At 39.9% G+C, this 25579-nt stretch carries 25 protein-coding genes and 4 pseudogenes; 25 read left to right on the plus strand and 4 right to left on the minus strand.

Translation table 11 applies throughout. The annotated features are described in order from the left end of the window. Positions 1–9 precede the first annotated feature (9 nt). The 12 genes from THMIRH_RS04245 to THMIRH_RS04300 are packed head-to-tail and all read left to right on the plus strand — an operon-like array spanning position 10 to position 9506. Positions 10–303, plus strand: a complete 294-nt coding sequence (locus THMIRH_RS04245; RefSeq protein WP_173290921.1) for a hypothetical protein — start codon at positions 10–12, stop codon at positions 301–303. Further along, complete coding sequence (locus THMIRH_RS04250; RefSeq protein ID WP_173290922.1) at positions 300–1004, plus strand: SDR family NAD(P)-dependent oxidoreductase; 705 nt, start codon at positions 300–302, stop codon at positions 1002–1004. The genes THMIRH_RS04245 and THMIRH_RS04250 overlap by 4 nt, the downstream gene beginning before the upstream one ends. After that, the gene (locus THMIRH_RS04255; protein ID WP_173290923.1) at positions 1004–2350 is read left to right on the plus strand and encodes an ANL family adenylate-forming protein; all 1347 of its coding nucleotides are present in this window, start codon (positions 1004–1006) and stop codon (positions 2348–2350) included. The genes THMIRH_RS04250 and THMIRH_RS04255 overlap by 1 nt, the downstream gene beginning before the upstream one ends. Further along, the gene (pseI, locus tag THMIRH_RS04260) at positions 2347–3384 is read left to right on the plus strand and encodes a pseudaminic acid synthase (protein WP_173290924.1); all 1038 of its coding nucleotides are present in this window, start codon (positions 2347–2349) and stop codon (positions 3382–3384) included. Before THMIRH_RS04255 ends, pseI begins: the two co-directional genes overlap by 4 nt. After that, complete coding sequence (tagD, locus tag THMIRH_RS04265; RefSeq protein WP_173290925.1) at positions 3381–3803, plus strand: glycerol-3-phosphate cytidylyltransferase; 423 nt, start codon at positions 3381–3383, stop codon at positions 3801–3803. Before pseI ends, tagD begins: the two co-directional genes overlap by 4 nt. Beyond that, complete coding sequence (locus THMIRH_RS04270) at positions 3800–5278, plus strand: CDP-glycerol glycerophosphotransferase family protein (RefSeq protein WP_173290926.1); 1479 nt, start codon at positions 3800–3802, stop codon at positions 5276–5278. The genes tagD and THMIRH_RS04270 overlap by 4 nt, the downstream gene beginning before the upstream one ends. Beyond that, positions 5275–6129 (plus strand): glucose-1-phosphate thymidylyltransferase RfbA, encoded by an 855-nt coding sequence (gene rfbA / locus THMIRH_RS04275; protein WP_173290927.1) that lies wholly within the window; start codon positions 5275–5277, stop codon positions 6127–6129. Before THMIRH_RS04270 ends, rfbA begins: the two co-directional genes overlap by 4 nt. Before the next feature lie 13 nt (positions 6130–6142). Beyond that, positions 6143–6544 (plus strand): sugar 3,4-ketoisomerase, encoded by a 402-nt coding sequence (locus THMIRH_RS04280; RefSeq protein WP_173290928.1) that lies wholly within the window; start codon positions 6143–6145, stop codon positions 6542–6544. Next, positions 6537–7115 carry an acyltransferase gene (locus THMIRH_RS12140; protein WP_173290929.1) on the plus strand — a complete coding sequence of 193 codons (579 nt, stop codon included), beginning with the start codon at positions 6537–6539 and terminating at the stop codon, positions 7113–7115. Before THMIRH_RS04280 ends, THMIRH_RS12140 begins: the two co-directional genes overlap by 8 nt. Before the next feature lie 36 nt (positions 7116–7151). Then, complete coding sequence (locus tag THMIRH_RS04290) at positions 7152–7676, plus strand: GNAT family N-acetyltransferase (RefSeq protein ID WP_173290930.1); 525 nt, start codon at positions 7152–7154, stop codon at positions 7674–7676. A gap of 16 nt (positions 7677–7692) precedes the next feature. Then, positions 7693–7947 carry a hypothetical protein gene (locus THMIRH_RS04295; protein ID WP_173290931.1) on the plus strand — a complete coding sequence of 85 codons (255 nt, stop codon included), beginning with the start codon at positions 7693–7695 and terminating at the stop codon, positions 7945–7947. Continuing rightward, on the plus strand, positions 7944–9506 hold the full coding sequence (locus tag THMIRH_RS04300) for a DegT/DnrJ/EryC1/StrS family aminotransferase (protein ID WP_173290932.1): 1563 nt from the start codon (positions 7944–7946) through the stop codon (positions 9504–9506). Before THMIRH_RS04295 ends, THMIRH_RS04300 begins: the two co-directional genes overlap by 4 nt. A gap of 167 nt (positions 9507–9673) precedes the next feature. On the opposite strand, the gene THMIRH_RS04305 is transcribed toward THMIRH_RS04300, so the two are convergent. The 3 genes and pseudogenes from THMIRH_RS04305 to tnpB form a co-directional block, all read right to left on the minus strand. Beyond that, positions 9674–9940, minus strand: a complete 267-nt coding sequence (locus THMIRH_RS04305) for a transposase (protein ID WP_173290933.1) — start codon at positions 9938–9940, stop codon at positions 9674–9676. A gap of 78 nt (positions 9941–10018) precedes the next feature. Further along, positions 10019–11566, minus strand: a pseudogene (gene tnpC / locus THMIRH_RS04310) (IS66 family transposase); the annotation flags it as partial. Between the two features lie 183 nt (positions 11567–11749). Next, a complete protein-coding gene (tnpB, locus tag THMIRH_RS04315) occupies positions 11750–12103 on the minus strand; it encodes an IS66 family insertion sequence element accessory protein TnpB (protein WP_173290935.1) in 354 nt (117 codons plus the stop codon). 264 nt (positions 12104–12367) lie between these two features. Here tnpB and THMIRH_RS04320 point away from each other — a divergent pair, with 264 nt between their 5' ends. After that, positions 12368–13570: an IS256 family transposase gene (locus tag THMIRH_RS04320; protein ID WP_173290936.1), complete on the plus strand. Its 1203-nt coding sequence runs from the start codon at positions 12368–12370 to the stop codon at positions 13568–13570. 68 nt (positions 13571–13638) lie between these two features. Here the strand turns inward: THMIRH_RS04320 and tnpA are convergent, their stop codons facing one another. Beyond that, positions 13639–13821 carry an IS66 family insertion sequence element accessory protein TnpA gene (gene tnpA, locus THMIRH_RS04325; protein WP_173290937.1) on the minus strand — a complete coding sequence of 61 codons (183 nt, stop codon included), beginning with the start codon at positions 13819–13821 and terminating at the stop codon, positions 13639–13641. Positions 13822–13913: 92 nt separating this feature from the next. Here tnpA and THMIRH_RS04330 point away from each other — a divergent pair, with 92 nt between their 5' ends. The 12 genes and pseudogenes from THMIRH_RS04330 to THMIRH_RS12110 form a co-directional block, all read left to right on the plus strand. After that, entirely contained in the window at positions 13914–14261 is a 348-nt protein-coding gene (locus THMIRH_RS04330; RefSeq protein WP_207710571.1) for an MATE family efflux transporter, read from the plus strand. Between the two features lie 14 nt (positions 14262–14275). After that, the gene (locus THMIRH_RS04335) at positions 14276–15601 is read left to right on the plus strand and encodes a CDP-glycerol glycerophosphotransferase family protein (protein WP_173290939.1); all 1326 of its coding nucleotides are present in this window, start codon (positions 14276–14278) and stop codon (positions 15599–15601) included. A 1-nt stretch (position 15602) separates the two neighbouring features. Then, complete coding sequence (locus tag THMIRH_RS04340; protein WP_173290940.1) at positions 15603–18650, plus strand: PEP/pyruvate-binding domain-containing protein; 3048 nt, start codon at positions 15603–15605, stop codon at positions 18648–18650. A 1-nt stretch (position 18651) separates the two neighbouring features. After that, positions 18652–19257, plus strand: a complete 606-nt coding sequence (locus tag THMIRH_RS04345; RefSeq protein ID WP_173290941.1) for a gamma-glutamyl-gamma-aminobutyrate hydrolase family protein — start codon at positions 18652–18654, stop codon at positions 19255–19257. Between the two features lie 3 nt (positions 19258–19260). Next, positions 19261–20532: a formyl transferase gene (locus THMIRH_RS04350; protein WP_173290942.1), complete on the plus strand. Its 1272-nt coding sequence runs from the start codon at positions 19261–19263 to the stop codon at positions 20530–20532. Continuing rightward, the gene (locus THMIRH_RS04355; RefSeq protein ID WP_173290943.1) at positions 20529–21302 is read left to right on the plus strand and encodes a phosphocholine cytidylyltransferase family protein; all 774 of its coding nucleotides are present in this window, start codon (positions 20529–20531) and stop codon (positions 21300–21302) included. Before THMIRH_RS04350 ends, THMIRH_RS04355 begins: the two co-directional genes overlap by 4 nt. After that, the gene (locus THMIRH_RS04360) at positions 21299–21796 is read left to right on the plus strand and encodes a hypothetical protein (RefSeq protein ID WP_173290944.1); all 498 of its coding nucleotides are present in this window, start codon (positions 21299–21301) and stop codon (positions 21794–21796) included. The genes THMIRH_RS04355 and THMIRH_RS04360 overlap by 4 nt, the downstream gene beginning before the upstream one ends. Before the next feature lie 91 nt (positions 21797–21887). Beyond that, a pseudogene (locus THMIRH_RS04365) lies at positions 21888–22697 on the plus strand (IS30 family transposase); the annotation flags it as partial. A gap of 47 nt (positions 22698–22744) precedes the next feature. Beyond that, positions 22745–22990 carry a hypothetical protein gene (locus THMIRH_RS04370; RefSeq protein ID WP_173290945.1) on the plus strand — a complete coding sequence of 82 codons (246 nt, stop codon included), beginning with the start codon at positions 22745–22747 and terminating at the stop codon, positions 22988–22990. 76 nt (positions 22991–23066) lie between these two features. Beyond that, positions 23067–23177 (plus strand): annotated as a pseudogene (locus tag THMIRH_RS04375) (IS3 family transposase); the annotation flags it as partial. A 328-nt stretch (positions 23178–23505) separates the two neighbouring features. Continuing rightward, positions 23506–24774, plus strand: a complete 1269-nt coding sequence (locus tag THMIRH_RS04380) for a glycosyltransferase (RefSeq protein ID WP_173290946.1) — start codon at positions 23506–23508, stop codon at positions 24772–24774. A gap of 118 nt (positions 24775–24892) precedes the next feature. Then, a pseudogene (locus THMIRH_RS12110) lies at positions 24893–25455 on the plus strand (transposase); the annotation flags it as partial. Positions 25456–25579 lie beyond the last annotated feature (124 nt).

Below are 25579 nucleotides of genomic sequence, written 5' to 3' on the forward strand. Positions count from 1 at the left end.
ACCAAGAAAATGAATATAGATGCGTTTGTACTACAGTTTGTCCAAATCTTTGGCGAGGAACAAAATAATCAGGCATTAATTAATGCATCTGAAGATACCCGCCTATTCGGTGAACATCTTGATAGTATGGGTATTGTATTTTTAGTGACTGACCTAGAAAGTCAAATTTTTGAAGAATTCGGCTTGGACATAACCCTAGCCGACGAGCGAGCAATGAGTCAGAAAACATCTCCTTTTAGGAGCGTGAAAACCCTAGCTAGTTATGTCGAAATCCTGATCACAGAGTCAAAGGCTGGAAAATGAGCCAAGCTGTTTATCTTATAACAGGAACTCGAAAGGGCTTGGGGAAAAAGCTGGCTGAACACTATCTGACACAGGGGCACTGGGTAGCCGGCTGCAGTCGCGGAAAGTCAACCATTGAACATCAAAATTACCTGCATTTTGAGTTAGATGTTGCCGATGAAAAAGCGGTTATTTCTATGGTGCGACAAGTGAAAAAAAAAGTGGGTTCTATTGATTTTCTGCTGAATAACGCGGGTATGGCCGCAATGAATCATATTTTTACAACGCCTTATCAGCATGCGCACAGTCTGTTTAAGACTAATTTTTTTGGCACGTTTTTGTTTGTACGCGAAGTGGGTAAACTTATGCTGAAGCAGCAGCGCGGTTCCATTGTTAATTTTACGAGTGTAGCGGCTCCGCTTAATCTTGAAGGCGAAGCAGTGTATGCGGCTAGTAAAGCAGCGATTGAAAGCTTTACGCGTGTGGCAGCAAAAGAATTGGGAGCATATGGTGTAAGAGTGAATGCGATTGGTCCAACGCCAGTTAAAACAGACTTGATTAAAAATGTGCCTGACCATAAGTTGCAAGATTTGTTAAATCAGCAAGCTATAAAACGTTTCGGTGAATTCGATGATGTTTTGAACGTAATTGATTTTTTTAATGCGGATAGGAGCCATTTTATTACGGGGCAGACGCTTTATTTAGGAGGCGTAGTTAGCTGATGTCTTGGCTTATTGAGCAGATCAAAACATTTTCAAGCAGGCCTGCTATTGTTGATGGTCAGGGATGTTATAGCTATGCCGATTTAGTAAATCAAATTGTTAGTTATAAAACGCAGCTTGATGCACAGTTTGAGGACGGGCAAGTAGTGGCCATTTTGTCCGATTACAATTTTAATGCAGTCGCGTTATTTTTTGCCCTTTATCAAAAAAAAGCGATTATTGTACCTATTGTATTTTCAAGCCATGATGAACTTGAAAAACGCATGAAAGTTGTAATGCCAGGGGTGGTGATCAAGTTAAATAAGACTGATTTAGTTTTTGATAAAAAAACAGCTATAAAAGATCGCCATCCGATGATCAAAGGATTGCAGGATGCTAAACAACCAGGACTGGTATTGTTTAGCAGCGGTAGCACTGGTGAGCCTAAGGCGATGATTCACAACCTTGCTGTACTGGTAAATAGTTATCAAGGCAAAAAAACAAAGAACCTTAATATATTAGTTTTCTTAATGTTTGATCATATAGGTGGTTTAAATACCCTGCTTAACAGCCTAGCTATGGGGGCGAAAATTGTGCTGCCTAGCTCGCGTAACCCTGATGTTATCGCCAGTTTAATAGCTACGCATCAAATTCATGTTCTGCCTGCATCGCCCACTTTCTTAAATTTGATGCTGATAGCGCGGGTTCAAGAGCGGTTTAATCTTAGTTCTTTGAAGATGATTACTTACGGCACCGAGTCGATGCCAGCAAGTTTGTTAAAAAAAATCAAGACACGCTTTCCAAGGATAAAGTTATTACAAACCTTTGGAACCAGTGAAACCGGCATTGCTCAAACAGCGAGTCGATCATCTGAGAGTTTGGAGTTAAAACTGGATGATCCAAATATCAAATATCAAGTGGTGGATGGTGAGTTGTGGCTGAAAAGTAATACCCAAATAATCGGTTATTTGAATGCGTCTATGGAAAGTTTTACTGAGGACGGTTGGTTTAAAACGGGTGACCTTGTTGAAGAGCTTGAAGATGGTTATATTTGTATTAAAGGACGCGCAAAAGAAGTGATTAATGTAGGGGGTGAAAAAGTTTTACCCGCCGAAGTAGAGTCGATTGTATTAGAACTAGACTTTATTAATGACTGTATGGCTTATAGTGAAAAACATGCGATAACAGGGCAGATTGTCGCTCTGCAGGTAGTTTTAAAGTCAGATATTTTACCAAATCAAGCTAAAAAGCTAATAAGAAAGCATTGCCATTCAAGACTAGCCGGCTACAAGGTGCCAGTCAAAATTGATTTTGTTGCAACAACTAGCTTTAGTGAAAGGTTTAAAAAGCGAAGATTACAGTCATGAATATTAATCACAGACTTATTGGCGCAGAACAACCGCCCTACATTATCGCTGAATTATCAGCTAATCATAATAAAGATATTGCACGCGCATACAAAATTATTGAAGCAGCCAAAATGGCCGGTGCTCATGCGATTAAATTACAATCCTATCGCCCTGATACCATTACGATGGATATGCGTACACCAGAGTTTTTGATTGAAGACGGTCTGTGGCAAGGTAAAAGCTTGTATGAGTTATATGAGTGGGCGCATATGCCCTGGGATTGGCATCAACCTTTGTTTGATTATGCGCATAAACTTGGTATGACAATTTTTAGTTCACCGTTTGATAAAACAGCGGTCGACTTGTTAGAAGATCTTGACGCACCTGCTTATAAAATTGCGAGTTTTGAGGCGATTGATTTACCATTAATTAAGTATGTCGCTCAGACCAACAAGCCAATGATTATCTCCACAGGCATGGCAAGCTTGGTTGAAATTGAAGAAGCCGTGGAGACGGCGCGTGAAGGGGGGTGCACTCAATTGGCCCTATTACATTGTGTCAGTGGTTACCCCGCGCCAGCCGATCAATATAATTTGCGCACATTGCTTGATATGCAACAGCGCTTCAATCTGCCCGTTGGTTTGTCTGATCACACATTAGACAATACTACCGCGATTGCCAGTGTCGCGCTGGGCGCATCCATTATTGAAAAGCATGTTACGCTTGATCGTCAAGGCGGCGGTCCGGACGATAGTTTTTCACTGGAACCAGCTGATTTAAAAGCCCTGTGCTTAGCCAGTCGAACAGCATGGCAAGCACTTGGGCAGGTTAATTATGACTTATTGCCCAGTGAGGTGATCAGTGTTCAACACCGCCGTTCACTCTATTTTACGCGTGATTTGCCTGCTGGCCATGTGCTAACGGAGCAAGACATCAAAAGTATTCGCCCAGGAAACGGCTTAGCCCCGAAGTACTTACCAGGCCTGCTAGGGCGAGTGTTGAGTCATGCTGTAACTTTGGGTTCGCCCGTTAAATGGAATCAGTTAGCATGAAAACAGTTATAACTTATGGAACATTTGATATGTTTCACATTGGTCACCTTCGGCTTATACAACGTCTACAAAAGCTTGGGGATCGCTTAATTGTTGCTGTATCAACAGATGAGTTTAATGACCTCAAGGGAAAAAAAACCTTAATTCCCTTTGATCAGCGCTCTGAGATTGTCGCAAGTATTATGGGTGTTGATTTAGTGATTGCAGAAAATACCTGGGAGCAAAAAAAGCAAGATATTATTAAATACAGTGTTGATGTTTTTGCAATGGGCGATGATTGGCAAGGCAAGTTTGATTTTTTAAAATCTGATTGTGAAGTTGTGTATTTACCTCGAACACGGGATGTTTCAACGACTCAACTTAAAGCAGCATTGGATCAATTTCTTTCTTTGCAAGGTGCTAAAGGGTTGTTGCAGTGAACCTAAAAAACAAGCGCATTTTAATCGCACCCTATACTCCCACATCAAGAGCATTAGCGAGCGCGTTGTTGGATGATGATTTCGATATTCAAGTTATTGGCTATATAGACAACTATAAAACCGGCGAGAACCTTTACTCTAATCAACAGATAGGTGCGTTAGATTATGATCTTGTTTTAATTCTATCGCCTAATCATTTCTCCAGCATCTACAAAAAATTGAAATCGGTTGTAGGGGGCGCAAAATTAATAAAAGTTGAAATCACAAACTATCAATATGCGTTTTTAACTGAAGAACAAATAAAACTTCAGCTTCGTGAAGTTTGGTGTCAAAATATTAAACTGCGGATTTTACATGGATTAAATCGTTTTTTTGATTTAGTTGGGCGCGATCCGAACCGCTTTGTTTTTTTGGCAAAATCGTTTGTTGGCGGCAATCTAAAGGCGTTTTATCTTTACACGGCTGAACAAAATAAAGACGTTACACTGGTTACAGACAATCAAGAAGTCTACCACGCATTTAACGAAGCGGGTTACCAGGTTACTTGGTTAGGGCGTTGGCAAAGTCTTTTTAGGATTGCAAAAGCAAGCTGGATAATTCAAGATCAAGCAAACCATACAGAATATTTCGCTAGTTTTGGCAAACAGCAAAAAACATTGCAAATGTGGCATGGTATCCCATTGAAAAAATTAAGCCCACAGAAAAATATTACCTATGACTTGTTGTTATCAACATCTGATTATGTTTCCAAAACCAGCCTCGCCTCGCTATTTCTTCATCGAAAAATTATCAATACTGGTTATCCCCGAAATGATCTTTTGCAACCAGGCCTGGTGAAAGACGAATACCTGCTAACAGAAAAAACAATTTTTGATTGGGTGCAGGCTGGCCGTGCTGAGTTGCAAAGAATTCTCATCTATATGCCAACCCATCGTGAGTATGATGTGGGTATCGATAAGCCTGGGATGAAAACAATCCCGCTTGATTGGAAGAGTTTAGATCAAGATTTAGCTAAAATGGATTGCTTAATGGTTCTTAAAATGCACCCATTTGTTGAGGCGCATTATCAAAAACTAGTGACCGACCTAAGTTTGAAGCGCGTGAAGGTTTACCCGGCGAAGAAAGATATCTATCCCATGCTGAAATATAGTGATCTACTGATCACGGATTACTCTTCTGTATATTTTGATTATTTACTCCTTGATAAGCCCATTGTGTTCTATTGTTATGATTTTGAGCAGTATGTCGATAATAAAGATGGTTGGACTTACCCTTTTGACGAATTTACACCGGGTGAAAAAGTTTATTCGGCTTGTTACAAAACCTTGATTGAGGCAATTGATAACAACTTGAGATTGGATACATACGTGGAATCAAGACTAAAACTAGCTACAAAACTGTTTCAGGAGGGTGAAGTGTTCAGTGAGGCTTTGTTACGTCAGTTGGATGGTTTGCAAACGGTAGGACTATTTTGAAAAGTATTAATCTAGCCGGAGGAACTGGAACTAGGCTTTATCCCATAACAAAAGGGGTATCGAAGCAATTGTTGCCCATTTACGACAAACCGATGATTTATTATCCATTAGCTGTGCTGATGCTGGCGGGGATTCAAGACACCCTAATCATAACGACGCCTGAAGACCAAGCCGGTTTTAAACGTATGTTGGGTGACGGTTCAGAATTCGGGATCAACTTAAGCTATGCCATCCAACCTAGCCCAGATGGTCTGACACAAGCTTTTATCATCGGCGAAGACTTTATCGGCAACGACAACGTCTGCCTAGTGCTCGGCGACAACATTTTCTGGGGACAAGGTTTTTGCCCGATTCTTAAACGCGCCGCCACCAGGCCTGGTGGCGCAACCGTATTCGGTTATCAAGTCAAAGACCCGGAACGTTTTGGCGTAGTTGCGTTTGACGAAAACAAAAAAGCCATTAGCATCGAAGAAAAACCAGAAAATCCAAAATCTAACTATGCCGTCACGGGTTTATACTTCTACGACAATTATGTGGTCGAAATCGCCAAACAAGTCAAACCCAGCCACCTAGGCGAACTCGAAATCACCACCATCAACCAAATATATATGGAGCGCGGTGACCTAAACGTTGAGCTCCTTGGACGTGGCTTCGCTTGGCTTGACACCGGCACACACGAAAGCCTGCTCGAAGCCGCCATGTTCGTCGAAACCATCGAAAAACGCCAAGGCTACAAAATCGCCTGCCTAGAAGAAATAGCCTGGCGCAACGGCTGGCTAAGTGACAAACAAGTCATGCAGACCGCACAAGCTCTATCTAAAAATAGTTATAGGCAATATTTGGCAAATTAATAGAGAATAAACTATGAGTCTGATTAAAACTCTCTACTTTAAGCCTTTAGGTGATGATCGCGGTTCGCTCGTCGCCCTTGAGGGCAATAAAACTGTGCCGTTTGATATTAAACGTGTGTATTACATTTTTGGTACAAAAGAGGGCGTCTCTCGTGGCTATCATGCACACCGTAATTTAAAGCAAGTAGCTGTTTGTGTTATTGGTTCATGTCGATTTGTTCTGGATAACGGAAAAGAGCGAGAAGAGGTTGTGCTTAACTCATCAACTAAGGGAATTATGATTGAGGACTTAACTTGGCGAGAAATGCATGATTTTACGCCCGATTGTGTATTGATGGTTTTGGCGAGTGAATATTACGATGATTCTGACTATATACGCGATTACCAAGAGTTTTTAAAGGTCGTCAATGATTAAATACAAAATCCACCCGCTCGCCGATGTGCAAACCAACAAAATAGGTGAAGGTACAACTATTTGGCAGTTCAGTGTGGTTCTTAAGCAGGCACAAATTGGTGCTAACTGCAATATCAACGCACTAACACTTATCGAAAATGATGTGATTATTGGCGACAATGTTACCGTCAAATCTGGCGTGCAAATCTGGGATGGCTTGCGCATTGAAAATAATGTTTTTATTGGCCCTAATGTAACGTTTACCAACGACTTTACCCCGCGCTCTAAACAACGCCCAGCCGAGTTTTTAAAAACTATTATTAAACATCAAGCCTCAATTGGTGCTAGTGCCACGATCATTGGTGGCCTTACCATTGGCGCATACGCCATGATTGGTGCAGGCAGTGTGGTTACCAAAGACGTACCTAATTATGCGTTGGTTTACGGCAACCCCGCAAAACAGCATGGGTGGGTATGCGAATGTGGCACAAAATTAAATAAATTAACGTGTTTAAGTTGCAACAAGGTTTATACAATGATTAACAATGCTCTAACAGAACAGAACAGAACAGAACAGAACAGCCGTAAATGACAATCTGTTTTATGCTAACACCCGGCAAGGTGTGGCATGAAGCTCATTCAAGGCAAAAACATAAACCTACGCCCAGCAAGAGTAGAGGATGCGGAATTTATTTTAGGTTTGCGATTGCAACAACATAAAACACAATATTTAAGCGAGGTAGAAAACAACCTCGCCAAGCAGCTGGCCTGGTTAAAAAGTTACCTACAAAAAGAACAGCAAGGCCTAGAGTATTATTTTGTGATTGAAAGTAAACAACACGAAAACCTAGGGCTGGTGAGAGTGTACGATTTACAACCCAATTCCTTCTGCTGGGGCAGTTGGCTGATAAAAGATGACGCGCCCAAAACCACAGCAATAGAATCGGCGTTATTGGTGAACGAATTTGGTTTTGGAGAACTAGGCTATAAACAAGCCCATTTCGATGTACGCAAAGGCAACGAGCGCGTGATCGCCTTCCACCAACGCTTTGGGGCAAGTATCACGCACGAAGATGAATTAAACTATTACTTCAACTACAAACATGAAGACTGTTTACAAATTAAACAAAAATACCGCCGTTACCTGAATTAAGCGGCTAGGAGGCAAGATGAGCCAGTTAGTGTTAGAAATAAAAAATGAAATGGTAAAAGAGCGGTTGCTTTGGCTTTTACAACACTTTAAAAAAGACGAGCTGGAAATTGTTGGCACCTACACCGTTAAAGACAACCAGGTCTGGTCAGATGAATACATCGAACAAAATTGGCGAGAATTGATCATCACATCATCAATGCAGCCGGATTATGAAAAAAGCAGTCAGTTTCGTGAAGAATTTGGCGAGTATTTGGCAGAGAAGAATAAATGAAAAAATTTTTAATTGATTTGAATATCCTGTTTGATAACTATGACGCTAATCGACAAGCTTTATTCCCGAACTCGATTGAGTCGCTTCAGCTTTTAAAGTGTGCACCTGACTGCGAGTTGTTTGTATCATCCAGTTCGTTGCATAATTTACAGTATATAAAAGCGACCAGCATAAAAAGAGAGCACGCTGCAATTACGAGACAAAATGCGGATAAACTGGCTAATCATTTCATCAAGGATGTTTTGTCTTACTGCAAGCTTGCCAAAACCCCAAGCTACATCGACATTGACTACGACGACATAGAAGACTCGCAAATCATCGCCTCCGCGCGAGCCATTGACGCCAAAGTCCTCACCCGTGACGAAGGCATGTTGACGAAATACCCAGATGAGACCATCAGCCCGGCTGAATTTTTAAAAAAAAAAACCGAGCCACAAAAAGTCAGCTTCTTAGATCTCAAGGCGATTAACCAACAATACATCCATGAGTTTGAACAAGCCTTCGACCAAGTGCTAAATTCCGGCTGGTATATCCAAGGCAACCAAGTTAAAGCCTTTGAGCAAGAATTCGCCGACTACTGCGGCACCAAGCACTGTATTGGCGTAGCAAATGGTCTTGATGCGTTGATCCTCATCCTAAGAGCCTACAAAGAACTCGGAAAACTCAAAGAAGGTGATGAGGTTATTGTGCCCGCCAATACCTATATTGCCAGTATTCTTGCTATAACCGAAAATCGCCTTAAGCCGATATTAGTAGAACCCGATGCACAAACCTACAACTTATCACCAGGCCTGGTTGAGACAGCAATAACCCCAAACACCAAGGCCATTTTAGCAGTGCATTTATACGGACAGCTTGCCGATATGCCAGCAATTAATGCCATAGCCCAAAAGCACAATCTATTGGTTATTGAAGATTCTGCACAATCGCATGGCGCAAGTATTGATGGACGAAAATCAGGCAACTGGGGCGATGCCTCTGGCTTTAGTTTTTACCCAGGTAAAAATCTAGGTGCGCTAGGCGATGCCGGCGCCATCACCACCAATGATGATGAGCTCGCGCAAACCATCCGCGCACTCGGAAACTACGGCAGCCATAAAAAATACGAAAACCTTTACCAAGGCCTAAACAGTCGCCTAGACGAAATGCAAGCTGCTTTTTTAAGGGTTAAACTAAAAACATTAGATCAGCAAATTGAAAAGCGCCGTCAGATTGCAACTTGGTATTGTTCGTATATTGATAATAAAAACATTGCTCTACCTGATCGACTACCAAGATCCGACATTCGACATGATACACATCATGTGTGGCATTTATTCGTCATTCGTACCAAGGAGCGTGCAAAACTGCAAGGTTATTTAGCTGAAGAAGGTGTTCATACTTTGATACATTATCCATTAGCCGTTCATAAGCAGCGCGCCTTTAATAATTGGCCAAAACATCATTATCCTGTTACTGAAGCTCTTTCAAGTGAAGTGTTGAGTTTACCAATTAGTCCTGTGATGACCGATGAAGATACATTATCAATTTGTAAGTTGATCAATGATTTTTCGAACTAAGAACCAAAAAAAGCCAATAGTGGTTGACTGCACCCTTCGAGATGGAGGATATTACAACGATGGGGATTTTGCACCAGGCTTGGTGGATGAGTATTTTGTAAGCGTCCGGCGCTACCACATTGAACCACCGCTAAATCCATGTAACCGTACATTCTAAGGCGTATTGACTAACTGACATCCTCAACTAACTTCACCAATCCCGGTGAGACTTTCCATTGACGTCTGTCTTCTGAGACGACAACAACTGTTTTACGATTCACTTTTATCAAGGTCCCAAAGACCTTACCATCCGGTGTATTAAAATGAACCTTGGCACCCAACCTTAACTTCATAATGGCCTGCATATCTTGTTTGGCACGCAGTTCATCTATGCGCTCACAGATAATTTGATTCATTTCCAAGAGTTGCTCGATGCTCATGTCTTCTAGTCGCATAAGGTGGCTTTTATCGGTTTTGCTTTAAATGGTTGTGTTTGTTTAAAAAAAATGGCTAAGCGGTGTTATTAAGTGGCGTTAATATTGAGCCTGTTTGCTCAGTGCTGAGTTTGTTTTGGTAAACAATTCTGATTTTAACGGATTATGGGCAAAAGTTGCTTTCCAGACTCTGGGTGTGAGTTGAATAATATCTTTAGCGGGATGTTGATTGATGCGCAGCAATACATCAGTCAGATAAGTATAGGGGTTGATGTCGTGTAGTTTACAGGTCGTGATTAAACTTTGAATAATCCCCACCTGTTCAGCCCCCATCTCTGTCCAGCAAAAGAGCCAGTTTTTGCGTCCCATAGGAATGGGTCTTAGGGCTATTTCTAAATGATTGGTATCCAGGGGAACCTCTGGGTCACTCAAAAATACCTGTAAAGCCGTTTGTTTGGTGAGCGCATAGTGGATGGCTTTTCTAAAGGGATCTTTAGGGGTAAGATCTGTGCGCTCACTTTGTTGAAGTGCCCATTCAAAAAACTGCTCTACTATGGGTTTTGAGTGTAATAGGCGGTAATTGCGTTTGAGTTCACCTTGTAGATGTTGTTGTTTGATTTGCTCTTCAAAATGATAGAGTTTGCCAATGAGATCTAAAGCCGTATTCACCGCTTCTGTGGCGTGTGTTTGAGCATTGATAAATTGTCGACGGGTATGTACCCAGCATTGGGCATGGGTAACCCCTTCAGCCTGTTGGGCAAAACGCGCATAGGCACTGTAGCCATCACTGATGAGTGTGCCGCAAAAGCGCTCTTTGAGTTGTTTTTCAATATGGAATCGCCCTCGACTGGTACTGAAGGTAAAGACCACTTCATCATCTTGTCCATAAATGGGCCAAAACCAAGCTTGTTTGAGTTTACCGGGGGATGAGAGTCCCGCTTTAATGGGGGTTTCATCCATGGCCAGGACTTTTGAGCGTAGAACATGGTCTAGTTGTGCCATCACGATCGGTCTGAGTAAATCAATGCTGCGTTGGCTAAGATTGGTCAAGGTGCTGCGAGATAGGGTAATACCGCCGTGATTGAGACGTTGGTGTTGACGATAGAATGGAATGTGGTATTGAAACTTGTCTATCAACAGTCCTACGATGAAGCTCACATCACTTAAGCTTTTATCTAACACATTGTCTGGTGCAGGACTGGGAGCGATCACTTGAGTGGTACGGTGTTTGATGATTGGGCGATCATAACGCAAGATGACATAGCTTGAGGGGCGTTGTGCGAGACGAAAGGTTTGTTTTAGGCCGATGATTTCATAATCATCGGCATCAGGGCCTTGCAGCTCAGCTGGCAGGATTTCAATCACTTCAACCGGTACCTGGTCATTAAAGCGTAAACCCGCTTCGTTTAAAGTGTCATCTGCTCGTAGTTTGCCTAAGCGACGTTGATAACTGACGGTGATGACTTCACCCTCAGGTGTTGAAGCCTTAACAGGCGGTGATAGTAAATCTAACAGACTGAGTTGTTCATCAGGAATTTCAACCAAACGCTTTTCAGTTTTTTGTCCAAACAATTGCTTTTTAAACCAATCGAGTTGGTTTTTGAGTAAACGAACTTCTTCTTTAAGTTCAAGATTTTCTTGGCTCAGTGCAATCACATTTTGGGACATATTAAGCGTCATGTAACAGGTCATTTTAAGGGATAAAATTGATTAAAATCACGGGACATATTTTACCATTTCAAAGGCTTTCAGGCCAGGATTAGAGGGCGGTTTTGCAGGGTTTTTGTCATCATTTTAAGAACTGATTGTTTTGGTTTATTGCGAGTATTTTCAACTGAGTTTTTTGCCTTGATAACGCTTGTGTTGATAGAGCTTTTTGACCTTAAGACCTGAGAGCATTAATTGCAGTTGTGTGGCACTAATGGCACTCGTGTTGGCGTCAATTTGAGGCGCTTGCGCCCATTGTCCTTGCTCTAAACGCTTTTGCCATATGGCATAACCATCGGGTTCAAAATACAGAATTTTAAGTTGGGTACGACGCCGATTAATGAAAACAAAATAATCACCGCTTAAGGGCTGGTAGTTCATCTTTTTAACTAAGCCAATTAAGCCGTGAAAAGAACAGCGCATATCGGCAGTGTCTGGATAGAGCCATATATTGGCAAATGGGGCTGGTGCAAACATAATGTGACTAAACCTGAGCTAATTGCAGCTCTATGCCATTAGGGAGTTTTAAGGTGATTTTCCAAGATTGATGGGCGCTTGGGTTTTCACAAGATGAAGTTGTCATCGAACTTAGGGGTGCTGTATTGATTAATTGAGCAAGAGTGTTTAGTTGAATAAGGTTGTGAGTGTCACGGGACTTTTTGACGGTAGGGATTGATGCGAGCCTGTAAATCAAACTGTGTAAACGCTCATAGATTAAAATCCTCAAAAAAGGAAAAAGCTATGAGCAACTTAGACCACAAAAAACTCCAAGAATTGGCCAAAGAACTTGCCAAGTCTGTTAAAACACAAGAAGACCTATCCAACCTTTCATCCATGCTGGTTAAGATGACTGTTGAAGCAGCCCTTGGCGCTGAGAAGGAAGAACATTTAGGCTACTCAAAAAACCAAGTTACCGACTCAACTAACAGCCGTAACGGCTACACCAGCAAAACCCTCAAAGGTGATCATGGTGAAGTTGAACTGTGCGTCCCTAGAGACCGTAACAGTACCTTTGAACCCGTCATCGTTAAAAAAGGCGCTACACGACTCACCCACATGGATGACCAGATTCTTAGCCTTTACGCTAAAGGTATGAGTACCCGAGACATCGTTGACGCCTTTAAAGAAATGTACGGTGCTGATGTTTCACCCACCCTCATTTCTAAAGTCACCGAATCTGTACTCGAGAAAGTTACCCAGTGGCAAGAACGACCCCTCGATGAAATCTACCCCATTATCTACCTTGACGGCATAGTGCTCAAAATCCGCCAAGACAAACAAGTGTTGCGCAAAACCATGTATGTAGCGCTGGGCATTAACCTAGAAGGTAGAAAAGAATGTTTGGGGCTTTGGTTATCAGAAAATGAATCTTCCAAGTTTTGGTTAAATGTTTTAAATGACCTTCACGCCCGTGGCGTGAAAGACATTCTCATCGCATCGGTTGATGGCCTAACAGGATTTCCTGAAGCGATTAATGCTGTCTACCCTAAAACAGATATACAGCTTTGTATTGTCCATATGGTGCGTAACTCACTCAAGTATGTCGGCTATAAAGAACGCAAACTGGTTGCCACTGATTTAAAAGACATTTACCAATCCGTCACTGAAGCAGGTGCTTTAATGGCGCTGGAGCGCTTTGAACAAAAATGGGATGCAAAATTTCCCGGTATCAGCAAATCCTGGCGAACTCACTGGGATAATGTCTCAACCTTGTTTTTATATCCAGAATCAATACGTAAAGCGATCTACACCACTAATGCCATAGAATCACTCAACTCTGTGATTCGCAAAGCGGTGAATAATCGCAAGATTTTTGGGCATGATAATTCGGCATTTAAAATTGTATTTTTGGCGATTGAATCGGCATCAAAAAAATGGACAATGCCGATTCGGGACTGGAATGCTGCGATGAATCAGTTTATACCCCTCAAGGGGGTACTATAAAGAGTGATTTTGCATGAAGACCGCCTTATAGGGCGGGTGTAACCAAATGGGCGTTTACACAGAATTATTTACAGGCTCATTGATGCAGATATTGCAGGATCTTTGGCTGATTCGGTGATGATTTTTCGCCATTTATAGAAACTTGACAGGGTTAAGCGGTGTTGTTTGCAGAATTGGGTAATGCTTAAACCCGATTGTTGGTGAGTTTCAATGATATTTTGCCATTGAGAAAAGTTGCGTTGTTGTGCCATATCGCCTCCTTGTGATTGAAGGCTGTAGCTTAGCGGGATTTTGGGAAATTGTTTAGTACGCCTTAGAATGTACGGTTACAATAGTAATCGTAATGTCGATTACGATTTTCTTGCTCAAAGATTTTATTATTTGGCTACTGTTTACCGAAGACTTTGCCCCCATGCGCGAACTGTTTTTGTGGCAGTTGGTTGGGGATGTGTTGATGTTGTCAGGGTTTTTGCTTTGTTATATTTCAGTGGCTAAAGCTATGACAAAAATATTTATTTTTAAACAAGTCTTTTTGGCGATGGTTTTTGTTTTGGCATCTGTTTATTTAATCGATCAATATGGCTTGGTAGGAGTGACATATGCTTATGTAGTGCTATACGTATTTGGAAATATTTTCGGCTATGTGGTCTATAAGCTTTATATGAAAAATTGGCGAGGCCTATTTGATTGAAGGATTGAGTGCACATGAAAAAGATAATATATAAATTTTTGAAGACCGTGGCTTATTTTTTACCACAACCGGTACAGGTAGTGCTGAAGAAAAAATTCATTTCTTTAACTCGTTTATACAGCTTAAGTATTCTCCCTAGAATTTTGGATGCCAAAAAAAAGAAGCTCGTCCAGAGTGTTTCTGGAAAAAAAACGGTTAGAGTTGTCTTTTTGGCAATTCATAAAAGTGTTTGGAAGGTTGATCCAGTCTTTCAAAAAATGCAGAAGGATTCGTATTTTGAACCTATCATTTTAGTATGCCCCTATGTTCAATATGGTCATCAAAGAATGTTAGACGACTTAAATGCGACTTATGAATATTTTGCTAGTAAGGGCTATCCTGTTTATTCTTCTTTCAATCCAGCGGATGATACTTGGTTGAACTTAGATGAACTGAAGCCAGATATTTTGTTTTTTACCAATCCCCACAACTTAACCCGCAAAGAATATTATTCTGATGTTTACAATGCATATCTGAGTGTTTATGTACCCTATTACTTTATGGCTACAAAACATGCGGGTGATGATTATGCAATGTATGGCAGCCCTTTCCTATCATCCATGTTTAAGGTTTTTTGGCCAAGTGAATATCACTTACAACAACAGAAAAAGGTTACCAGGGGGCAGGTAAAAAATGGTCTGGTAACAGGCTATCCTGCGATGGAACCTATTGTCGAAACAACTAAGGTTATAAAGGTATGGAAGTTGCAAGAAAACCAAAAGAAGAAAATCATCTTTGCGCCGCATCATACGATTGTTCAAGGTGAAAAGTCTCTTTCGTCTTTTTTAAAATTAGCAAGTTTTATACAATCATTGGCGATGCAATTTTCTGATCAAATACAATGGAGTTTTAAACCACATCCCATTTTAAAAGCAAAGCTGATAAAACACCCTGAATGGGGTAAAGAAAAAACGGAAGCTTATTACCAATTTTGGCTAACTAATACATTTACCCAGTTGGATGAAGGCGAGTATATTGATCTCTTCAAAGAATCTGATGCGATTATTCATGACAGTAGTTCGTTTATTGCCGAGTATGCTTTTTTAGAAAAGCCAGCTCTATTTCTTATGGATGAAGAAAAAGCAAACTATATTGTTAACTCTTTTGGCAAGATGTTTTTGCAACAATATCTAGTGACAGATAATAAAGAAGAGATAGTGGAATTTATAAAGGAAGTGTTGCAAGGCAGTATTACAGCAAGTAACAGCCCAAGCCTTAAAAATTACATTACAGAATTCTACATTGAAAACCAACCCTCTGAATTAGTGATAAACCATTTAAAAAAAGCATTATTAAGTTGATATGAAAAGCAAAATAGCAATTTTAGCTGCAGGTATGCCGCACTTTGGTGAACTACCATCTCTCAGTAGTAAAGTAGGTGGCTTGTCTATTCTCGATTGGCAATTAAATAGCTTAAAGGCGCTATCGGCTATAACAGATGTGGTTGTTGGTTTTCGTGCCTCTGAATTGGACCTTGCACAATATGCGAGTATTAATTTGATTGAGAATCCCCACTGGCAATCAACCGGCAGCGTAGGCTCTTTGTTATTGGTTGATATTGAAGATTGTGATGAATTATGGGTCAGTTATGGTGATGTTGTTTATCACCAGAAACCTATAGAGAGGATGTCTGAGATAGATTCGGATGTTGTCATCGCTTATGACAGTGAGTGGACTACACGATACTTGGGGCGTGATCTGTCAGATATTAAGAATGCGGAAAAAGTCATTTTGACAGGTCAAAATATTAGTCGATTAGGCCAAGATATCAATTTGGATTGGGCAACAGGTGAGTTTATCGGCCTCGTTAGAATAACTGGTGAAGCACTAGCAATACTTAAGAAGCTGAAAATAAAGCCTTTAAAAAATTTAGCAAATTTATCTTTACCTGATTTGCTTGAATTGCTTAGGTTGAAAGGTGCCCAATTAATAGGTTTCGATATTAAAGGTCAGTGGGCAGAGCTCAATGAATCTAGAGATTTAGCGCACTTTGTAATGGGGACAAAATCAGAAACACTTTTAAGATTGCATGGAATGTTGAAGTCTGCGGTGATTCAAGAGCAAGCATCTTTTTCAGTTGCTGATTGGAAAACACAATCGCAAGACTTGATTAGACAGATTCAGGCCAATTTACCTCATGAAAAACTTGTGGTGCGTTCAAGTGCGCTAAGTGAGGATGCTTTTACTCATTCTAATGCAGGCGCATATACCAGCGTTTTAAATGTACAGAACAATATAAAAGATCTAACAGATGCAATTATAAAAGTCATCAACTCTTATGATAACCTGCAACTTGATGATCAGGTTTTAGTACAGCCTATGCTGACAGATGTTGTGATGAGCGGGGTAGTCTTTACCAGAACATTGGAGCAGGGTGCGCCTTACTATGTTATTAACTATGAGGAGTCTGGTTCGACAGAGGGCATTACTTCAGGTCATGCGGCACAAAACTCCGTATTTTACTTTTATAAAAAAGCAAACCCAGATAAGGTTAGCTGTAAAAAGCTCAGAAACCTTATAATTTCTCTTCAAGAAATTGAGTTACTTCTTAATTATGATGCCTTAGATATTGAATTTGCCGTCGATAAAGCAGGTAGAATTCATATTTTTCAAGTTAGACCGATCAGTTTGCATCAAAACATTTCTTATCAAACCGATCAAGAGATTGCTCTGTCAATTGAGCAGGCAAAGCGTTTTTATCAACAATGTTGTCTTATGAATGACGGCTTGGTTGGCAATCGAACGATTTTAGGCAATATGCCTGATTGGAATCCAGCAGAGATTATTGGTACCAACCCTGGGAATTTATCTTATTCTTTATATAAATATCTTATTCTTGATGAAGTTTGGGCTCAGCAACGTGCAGAGTTTGGCTATCGTGATGTAAGGCCATATGGTTTGTTAAAGCGTTTTTTAGGCCAACCCTATGTTGATGTTAGAGCGAGCTTTAACTCTTTTATACCCAAGAACTTATCTAATGAACTAGCAGAGAAGCTTGTGAATTTTTACAGTGTTTGGCTAGTCTTAAATCCACACTTACATGACAAAATTGAATTTGAAGTGGTTCCAACTTGTTTGAGCTTAAACTTTGATCGTTGGAAGCAGCGTTTAATAAGAGAGGGTGGCTTTGATGCCAGTGAAGTAACTCAACTGAAAGAAGGTTTGAAAGAAGTCACTAATAATGCCATAACGCGTGTTGAATCAGATCTTAAGATAGTGGAGAAGCTAAAAGTTTTATTAGATACTCCAACCTATAATTCAGATAACTTCGTTAGTATATCTAGTATTAAGACGCTGTTAGATGATTGTAAGCGTTTAGGTACGCTTCCTTTTGCGCACCTCGCACGCGCTGGTTTTATAGCGATTACTTTTTTAAAGGACGCCGTGAAAGTTGGTGTTATTTCTAAACAAGCTCAAGAAGGCTTTTTGGAATCATTAAAAACGGTTTCGCATTCTTTCTCAGAAGATGCTTATTGTGTCAAAACTTCTTCAATGGCTTGGTTAGAGTTTGTTCAAAAGTATGGTCATTTAAGACCCGGAACTTATGACATAAATTCATCGGCATATCACGAGGATTCAGAACATTACTTAAAGCCGGCGGTTGAGCGATCTCAAAAACTAGTTAGTGATTTGGAAAAGCGAAATTGCTGGGAAAAAGAAAAAAACCGGCTATTCGATGGATTAAGAAAAATCGGAATCCTATCAGATGATGAACAGCTTGAGTCTTTTATGCGACAAGCGATAGAGGGAAGGGAAAAAGCAAAGTTTATTTTTAGTCGAAGTTTATCAAAAGCATTAGATCAATTAATTATTTGGGGGGATAGGAATCAGCTTTCGCGCGAATTCATAGCAGAGCTTTCAATAACACAAATTTTCGAACATATAGAGCAAATTTCTTTGAGTGAAACCGAGTGTAAGAAGTTAAAAGAGTTAGCCAATAACAGTTTGCAAATGCGTAAGACGAATTTAGCGTGTGAATTGCCACCACTGATTGTTTCAGAACAAGATTTTCACTATTTTACCTTAAATGAAAATCACCCAAATTATATTGGTTCAACCAAAGTATCTTCTGTAGTTATTGACTTATCAAAAACTGCACAAAATGACCAGGTGAGTGGGAAAATTGTTCTGATTCCGCAGGCTGACCCTGGTTATGATTGGTTATTTGGACAAGGTATTGTTGGACTGATTACGATGTATGGCGGAGCTAATTCGCACATGGCGATTCGTTCTGCAGAATTTGGTTTGCCTGCGGCTATCGGGGTGGGTGAAGCTTTATACAAGAAACTATCACAAGCAAACCAGCTTGAGTTGGACCCATCAAACTCTTTGATACGGTTGGTTCATTGATATGAAGAGAATAGGCATTTCCCAGCGCAGAGACGACGTTCCCAATAGAAACGAAACAAGAGATTCACTTGATGTCATATGGTCAAGTCTTCTGTGGCGGCTAAATATTATTCCAATTCCTCTGTGCAGTGAAATCCAAGATCATCTAAGTTATTTGGCGGCCCTTAATTTGGATGGTTTTATTTTATCGGGCGGAAATGATATAGGTGAAAGCCCTAAAAGAGATCATTTAGAAAATAGCATTCTTGATTATTCAAAAGCAAAAAATTTACCCGTCTTAGGTGTCTGTAGAGGTATGCAATACATAAATTTCTATCAAGGTGGGAGTTTGATCAATATCGGTGGCCATGTCGCAACTCAACATTCCAAGCTGGTGGGTGGATGGGTTTCGCAAAACAGTATTAATTATGTTAACAGCTTCCACAATTATGCAGTCACTGATCAAACAATAGGCGAGCAATTAGAGCCGCTTGCTCATACTGAAGATGGAGTTGTCGAAGCTTTACAGCATAAACACCATCCTTGGTTAGGCATTATGTGGCACCCAGAACGTGAACCCTATCAAACTTCAAACGATAGATTAATTCAACAACACTTTAAGGTTTAAAAGATGGTTTCGCTGATTGAAGAGATAAAAAAAGATTTAGATTATAAAAATCAATTTTTGATTGATCGCCTTTGCTTTTTAATTGATGTAAAAAAGATAATTCATAAAGCATATTCGGATAATGATTTGAAGCAGGGCGATCAAACGCTGACCGCGCCGGATTTAATGCAAATATGTGATTACTTAAAAAGCGCTTCCGAGCAAAAGGAAAATCTAGATTACAAAATTGTCAATAGTTTGCTAAAAATTCAATCGGGTGAAATAGTATGGCCTGAAAAATTTGTTTTCTCAGAAGATGTAGCGAGTTTTTTATATAAGGCTCTGAATGATTTGCAATTACCTAAAATAAAAAATAAGTCCGCTTTATGCAATATTGGTAGCTGGGTAAATGCAGTAAGTGTATCCCCAGGGCAGGCTATAAAAAAAATGGATTTTACATTTGTGAAATGGAATGAAACCCTTGGGAAAGCATATTCATTTGCATTAATGTCACAAAATATTTTGCCGACAAGTGTTATCAAGGTGCGACCCACACAAAGCTGGAAAAGAAGAGTTTTAGGCTTACTTCCAATAATGTTTCAAAAGTTTGTGTTTATCAAATTAAAACCTGGTCTTTTAAATACCGTATCTGTCAAAGGCAGTTTAAATATTTTTAATGAAGATCATTGTTTGCATAAAGTCTATGGCGATAGGCTTGTAATAAAAAATAGTATGGTTGTCAATGCATCAAACATTAATGAGCATAAAATTGTTGATGCGATGAAGAAAGGCAATGGGAGTGCTCTATTGTTTTCGGGTGGTGGTTTGGTTAGACAAAATACATTTGAGCAAGTAAATAAAAAATTTATTCATATGCATCCTGGAAAATTACCAGAAGTGAGGGGCGCGGATGGATTTTTCTGGTCAGTGTTGTTAAATGGTTATCCATCTTGTTCTGCCTTTTACCAAAATGTAGGTATAGATACAGGGGGTGTCATTCATGAAGAGAGTTTTGAGTTGCCAATGTTCAATACGTTATTGATAAGTGAATTAGAAAGTCACGCCAAATCTAATTTTTATGATGTAGTTTATCGTTCGATACTAGATTATTATGACCCAATGATGCGAGCGATTACATTGTCTGACGTTCTTGAGAAGGTGAATGCTGGTAGTTCAATAGATGATTTAGAGTTGCGCTCTCAAAAAGAGATTGAAGGACGCAATTATCATTTTATGCACCCTTCGCTAAGAAATAAGTTAATAGAATTAATTTTAAATAATAGAGAGAAAGTATGAGAATAATTATCCTTGCAGCGGGACAGGGGACACGCTTAAGACCTTACACAAATGATCGCCCAAAATGTATGGTAAGTTTAAATGGTAAACCACTGTTGCATTATCAACTCGATGTGATGAACGAATTGGGCATTGATAAGTCAGATATTGCTTTAGTTGGCGGATATTTACAAGAAGCCTTGGTTGCGCCGGGTATAAAACAGTATAGAAACGAAAAATTTGCTGAAACCAACATGTTGGAAACCCTCTTCTGTGCGGAAGAGTTTATGACGGATGATGATTTAATCATTGCCTATGGGGATATTGTCTATAAACCCGAGGTGCTACAGGCTTTGATTGATACTGAAGGCGATGTAGTGATTACTGCCGATTTGGAATGGGAGCAACTTTGGTCATTAAGAATGGAGAATCCATTGGATGACGCTGAAACCTTCAAAATGAATGATCAAGGTTTTGTTATAGAGTTAGGGAAGAAACCACAATCTAATGAAGAAGTTCAGGCTCAATATATGGGGTTGATTAAGGTTAGTCGTGAAAAAGTAAGAGCTTTTAAAAGTTTTTATCAGAGCTTGGATCGAAAAGCGATTTATGATGGCAAAGACTTTGACAATATGTATATGACCAGTTTTATTCAAAATCTAATTGATGGCGGTTGGAAAGTTAAACCCGCATTAATCAAAAATGGATGGGTAGAAGTGGATACAGTCGAAGAACTAAAGCTTTATGAAAAAATGAAGATCTTTTTACACACTAAGTTAAATAAATCATGATCGAATCCCTGATTGCCCCAGTATCTGAATGGTTGATTAAAAAAGGCCAGGATAAAATTAAGGAGTCGGCGGAGTTTCAAAACACACGCTTGGCGATACGGCAGGCGGTGGTTCGCGAATTACGCTTGAACAGGGCTTTTATTGACGAGGTAATAAAGCTTAAAGAAGACGTTACAGGTTTGACCCTTGCGATGGCTGAAGAATTAGAAGTCAGTGCATTTAATAAGCTAGAAGACTCGTTTATGCCGATTGAGCTTTTTTTCGATTGTGAACGCCCTGCGTTGGATGAAGAAAGTTCGGATGGCCAATTTTTAAACTGGGCCAGTCAGCTAGAAAATGAAGCCTTGTGGGTCGAGCGTATTTATATGCGGTTACGCATTTTAAGAGCACGCTGGCGTTGCAGCAAAGTCCCAAAAAACAAAAGCGTGCAATATGTACGGTGGTTAATCGATACTTGGTTAAAACAGCAGACAAACCGTAACCGTACATTCTAAGGCGTATTGACTAACTGACATCCTCAACTAACTTCACCAATCCTGGTGAGACTTTCCATTGACGTCTGTTGTGGCTACATTATTTCGTAACAAACAAGCGCAGCTTTTAGCGATGCAAAGACGACAAACAGCTTACAAAGCCATAAAGTTAACCTAAACTACGACAGACTGGCTTTCACAGCTCATTGAACAAGATTTAAGCCCACAGCAAGCTGTTGATTATCTGATGCGTGAAAAAGGCATTAGCCTTCATCACGAAACGGTGTACCAGTTTATTTATCGAGATAAAGCCAATGGCGGTCAATTGCATGAACACTTGAGAATTGCCAATAAGCCCTATCGCAAACGCTATGGAAAAAATGACCGCCGCGGGCAAATCAAAAACCGCATCTCAATTGAACAACGGCCTGAGATTGTTGAGCAAAAAACAAGGATTGGTGATTGGGAAGGTGACACAGTTATTGGCAAGGGACATAAAGGAGTATTACTAACGCTTGTAGAGCGTAAGACACTGTATACCCTCATAGTGCCATTACCAGACAAGCAATCTGAGAAGTTAGCCCAAGCAGTGATTAATGCCATGAAAGGCCTTAAATCTCAAGTACTGACGATTACCTATGACAATGGTAAAGAATTTGCTGACCATGAACGGATGGCAAAGGCGTTGGAAGCAGATATTTACTTTGCACACCCTTATGCTTCTTGGGAGCGTGGAATTAATGAAAATACCAATGGTCTGATACGCCAGTATTTTCCCAAAGGTATGGATTTAAGAGGTGTAACAATAGAGCAAACTCAGTATGTTATGGACAGATTAAACAATCGTCCAAGAAGTAGTCGAGGAGGTAAAACACCTAATGAATTATTTAAGGGGCTGCGAGTAGATTTACTGGCAGCGTGATTAAATTGCAGTTATTACTTAAAACCGCGTTTCATAATGATGTTAAGGTGAATCAATTTAATAATCAGCTGGAAATATGCTTTAGGCACTTTAATAAAGAAGATCAAGTTGAACCGTTAATGAAAAATCCGTCTAAACTGAAACCATTTACTATGCTTGAGTTAATGCAAACTACGGTTGATACTTTAATGGGACATGAGTTAAATCGACAGTTTGCGGAGCTAAAAGATTGTGAGATTAAAAATGGTTCATCATACTCATTAATTGATGTTTATGAAAGATGTCAGCTTTAGTGGTTTTTTTAAAAGAACATTTAAAGACCTTTGCACGAGAATCCTTTGAAAACTTCAAAATATTCTGATATTGTGAGTCAACTCCGTTGAGAAATATATAACCTTTTACAACTATAAACGAATCAATTCAGCGATTGATTATTTAACCCCAGTTCAAAAACGGCTGGAATTACAAAATGCGGCTTAGAAACACTACAGAAATACTTGACCATTACAAACGAACCATTGGGGTGGCAAAAAAATACTACGGTTTAGCCCATGCTAGATATATGGGGATTGAGCGTAACTAAGCAAGGCTGACCCTGATAAGCATTGTGCATAAGTTAAAAAGAGCGGCGAATGTTCAAAGGTCTTGTGCCTAAGACCTAGGGTTGGTATTTTCAAAATCTGGAAAATACCAACGAAAACCAACTAAAAGCTGAAATTTTCAGTTAGACTCAAAAAAATGCCGATTTTCGAAATCGGTCAAGTTTTGGGATAGTCTTACAAGAGTCTCATTTAGGAAAAATAAACTCATGTTAGCATCGATTAAATATCCGAAGGTTTCTTTTTTCTTAATGACCTATCAGCAAGAATCTTTTATTGAAGAGGCTGTTTTTTCAGTTTTGAATCAAGACTACCCTAATCTACAAATTGTAATTTCTGATGATGCATCTGAAGATGCAACCTACTCTAGAGTGCTAAGTGTGCTGAGCCATTATTCAGGGCCTCATCAAATTGTGACCAATCAGAATAAAAAAAATTTAGGTATCGGTCAGCACTTCGCCTATGTTATGGAAAGCTTTGTTGAGGGCGACCTAGTGGTAATGGGAGCGGGTGATGATGTGTCACTGTCTAATAGGGTTTCCAGAATTGTCGAGGAGTGGTTGGCGAACAATAAACCCAGTTTTGTTGCGCATGATTTGTTTGAAATTGACAAACAGGGCGTGACTATAATGGATAAGCGGACTCGTCAGTATGCTTTGCAACCCAGATTTGATCAAATGCCCATGGAATTAGCCTTGTTAGAATATACACAAAATCCATATCCCGTGCCCTACTTAGGGGCAGCATTGGCTTATGATAGAATGGTTTATACTCGATTTTCAACTCCAGAGCTTCTGCCGAGTTATGAAGATCATATGATGTACTTTAGAGCATTAATACTTGGAGGTGGAGTATATTTTTCAGAGAAACTTGTAAGATATCGCATTCATGATGATAACTTTACCAGAAAGAAATTAGTTCACGCTAAAGTTGAAGTCCCCAGTCTCTTATCTCCGTGGTTGGGATCCTATATTGAACTTAATCATGAAGGACTGTCGAATTATAGACTTTTTTTACTAGAATTCCAGGAGTGGCTTGATTATAAAAAGGGAGTATATTTAAAATTAATTTCTATAAACTACAACTTAGTTTACTTATTGTGGGAAAAAATTAACTATCGACGAGAGTTAATCGTGAAATTAATTGGAAATAAAAATAGCGTGTTACTATTTTCATCTGCTAACTTTATGCCTTTAAGAACAGTGTTATTTGGCACGGGTAACGTTGCAGTTAAAGTGATGAAAGATATTTCTGATGTTTTTAATGTAGTTGCTGTTTGTGATAACGATTCTAAAAAGCATGGTCAATTTTTTTTGGGCAAACCAGTAATGAGTCCCGATTTATTGAAAAAACAAGAGGAAGAGATTGATTGCATCTTAGTAGCCAGTTCATTTTTTTTCGAAATACAATATGATTTGATACACATCTATAATGTTTCACCTGCCAAGATTTGTCGCGCACCCATTGTATATTTGTAATCCCCCCGGAAAATAATCGAAGTCAAAAGTAGAATTTTCTCATAAACTAAACAAAGGAGATTCTGCATGATTAGGTGCCCCTTGAGGGTAAACATCAAACTTTACAGACAGCCAAATCATGGCGATTTTGAAACAAAATGAAGCAGGCATCAAGGTCCCAGACCTTTGCCGCGAACACAGTATTATTAGCGCTACGTTTTATAAGTGGCGCGCAAAATATGGTCGCATGGACACCTCGATGATAAAGCGTTTAAAAGAGCTTGAAGATGAAAACCGTCGGCTTAAAAAGATGTATGTTTGAGAGTGTCTAAAATCTCAGATTCGTCAGAAAGCACTTTGGGGAAAGTGGTAAAGCCATCTTTACGCAAAACAGAATGTCGTTGCACACAGAGGAATCAGCATTCGACTTGCATGCAATATTTTCGGTATTAGCCAAACTTGCTATCGCCATCAACCCAAGTTAGCGACTGAAAACGACATCATAGCCGACTGGTTATTGCGCTTAACGACCGCTCAAAAGAGCTGGGATTTGGGTTGTGTTTTGACCACCTGTCCAACGTCAAAAAGTTTGGCTGGAACCATAAGCGGGTCTATCGTATTTACCGTGAGTTGGAACTTAATTTACGGATTAAACCTAAACATCGAATTAAGCGCGATAAACCCGATGCCTTGAGTGTTCCAATCGGCATCCCCACGATAGCGGGGATTTCAAGCCGATTAAAAGATTCCCGCTTTCGTGGTAATGACGATTTTTGGCTTAACTTAACGGCATTGGGTCAGAGTAAAACTAAATAACGTTACTCTT

It is taken from the genome of Thiosulfativibrio zosterae, assembly GCF_011398155.1.
GTDB lineage: Bacteria > Pseudomonadota > Gammaproteobacteria > Thiomicrospirales > Thiomicrospiraceae > Thiosulfativibrio > Thiosulfativibrio zosterae.

Coding starts and splice junctions, on each gene's coding strand:
- THMIRH_RS04245 (WP_173290921.1), top strand. CDS start 10: ATGAATATAGATGCGTTTGTACTACAGTTTGTCCAAATCTTTGGCGAG.
- THMIRH_RS04250 (WP_173290922.1), top strand. CDS start 300: ATGAGCCAAGCTGTTTATCTTATAACAGGAACTCGAAAGGGCTTGGGG.
- THMIRH_RS04255 (WP_173290923.1), top strand. CDS start 1,004: ATGTCTTGGCTTATTGAGCAGATCAAAACATTTTCAAGCAGGCCTGCT.
- pseI (WP_173290924.1), top strand. CDS start 2,347: ATGAATATTAATCACAGACTTATTGGCGCAGAACAACCGCCCTACATT.
- tagD (WP_173290925.1), top strand. CDS start 3,381: ATGAAAACAGTTATAACTTATGGAACATTTGATATGTTTCACATTGGT.
- THMIRH_RS04280 (WP_173290928.1), top strand. CDS start 6,143: ATGAGTCTGATTAAAACTCTCTACTTTAAGCCTTTAGGTGATGATCGC.
- THMIRH_RS12140 (WP_173290929.1), top strand. CDS start 6,537: ATGATTAAATACAAAATCCACCCGCTCGCCGATGTGCAAACCAACAAA.
- THMIRH_RS04290 (WP_173290930.1), top strand. CDS start 7,152: ATGAAGCTCATTCAAGGCAAAAACATAAACCTACGCCCAGCAAGAGTA.
- THMIRH_RS04295 (WP_173290931.1), top strand. CDS start 7,693: ATGAGCCAGTTAGTGTTAGAAATAAAAAATGAAATGGTAAAAGAGCGG.
- THMIRH_RS04300 (WP_173290932.1), top strand. CDS start 7,944: ATGAAAAAATTTTTAATTGATTTGAATATCCTGTTTGATAACTATGAC.
- THMIRH_RS04305 (WP_173290933.1), bottom strand. CDS start 9,940: ATGCGACTAGAAGACATGAGCATCGAGCAACTCTTGGAAATGAATCAA.
- tnpB (WP_173290935.1), bottom strand. CDS start 12,103: ATGTTTGCACCAGCCCCATTTGCCAATATATGGCTCTATCCAGACACT.
- THMIRH_RS04320 (WP_173290936.1), top strand. CDS start 12,368: ATGAGCAACTTAGACCACAAAAAACTCCAAGAATTGGCCAAAGAACTT.
- tnpA (WP_173290937.1), bottom strand. CDS start 13,821: ATGGCACAACAACGCAACTTTTCTCAATGGCAAAATATCATTGAAACT.
- THMIRH_RS04330 (WP_207710571.1), top strand. CDS start 13,914: ATGTCGATTACGATTTTCTTGCTCAAAGATTTTATTATTTGGCTACTG.
- THMIRH_RS04335 (WP_173290939.1), top strand. CDS start 14,276: ATGAAAAAGATAATATATAAATTTTTGAAGACCGTGGCTTATTTTTTA.
- THMIRH_RS04340 (WP_173290940.1), top strand. CDS start 15,603: ATGAAAAGCAAAATAGCAATTTTAGCTGCAGGTATGCCGCACTTTGGT.
- THMIRH_RS04345 (WP_173290941.1), top strand. CDS start 18,652: ATGAAGAGAATAGGCATTTCCCAGCGCAGAGACGACGTTCCCAATAGA.
- THMIRH_RS04350 (WP_173290942.1), top strand. CDS start 19,261: ATGGTTTCGCTGATTGAAGAGATAAAAAAAGATTTAGATTATAAAAAT.
- THMIRH_RS04355 (WP_173290943.1), top strand. CDS start 20,529: ATGAGAATAATTATCCTTGCAGCGGGACAGGGGACACGCTTAAGACCT.
- THMIRH_RS04360 (WP_173290944.1), top strand. CDS start 21,299: ATGATCGAATCCCTGATTGCCCCAGTATCTGAATGGTTGATTAAAAAA.
- THMIRH_RS04380 (WP_173290946.1), top strand. CDS start 23,506: ATGTTAGCATCGATTAAATATCCGAAGGTTTCTTTTTTCTTAATGACC.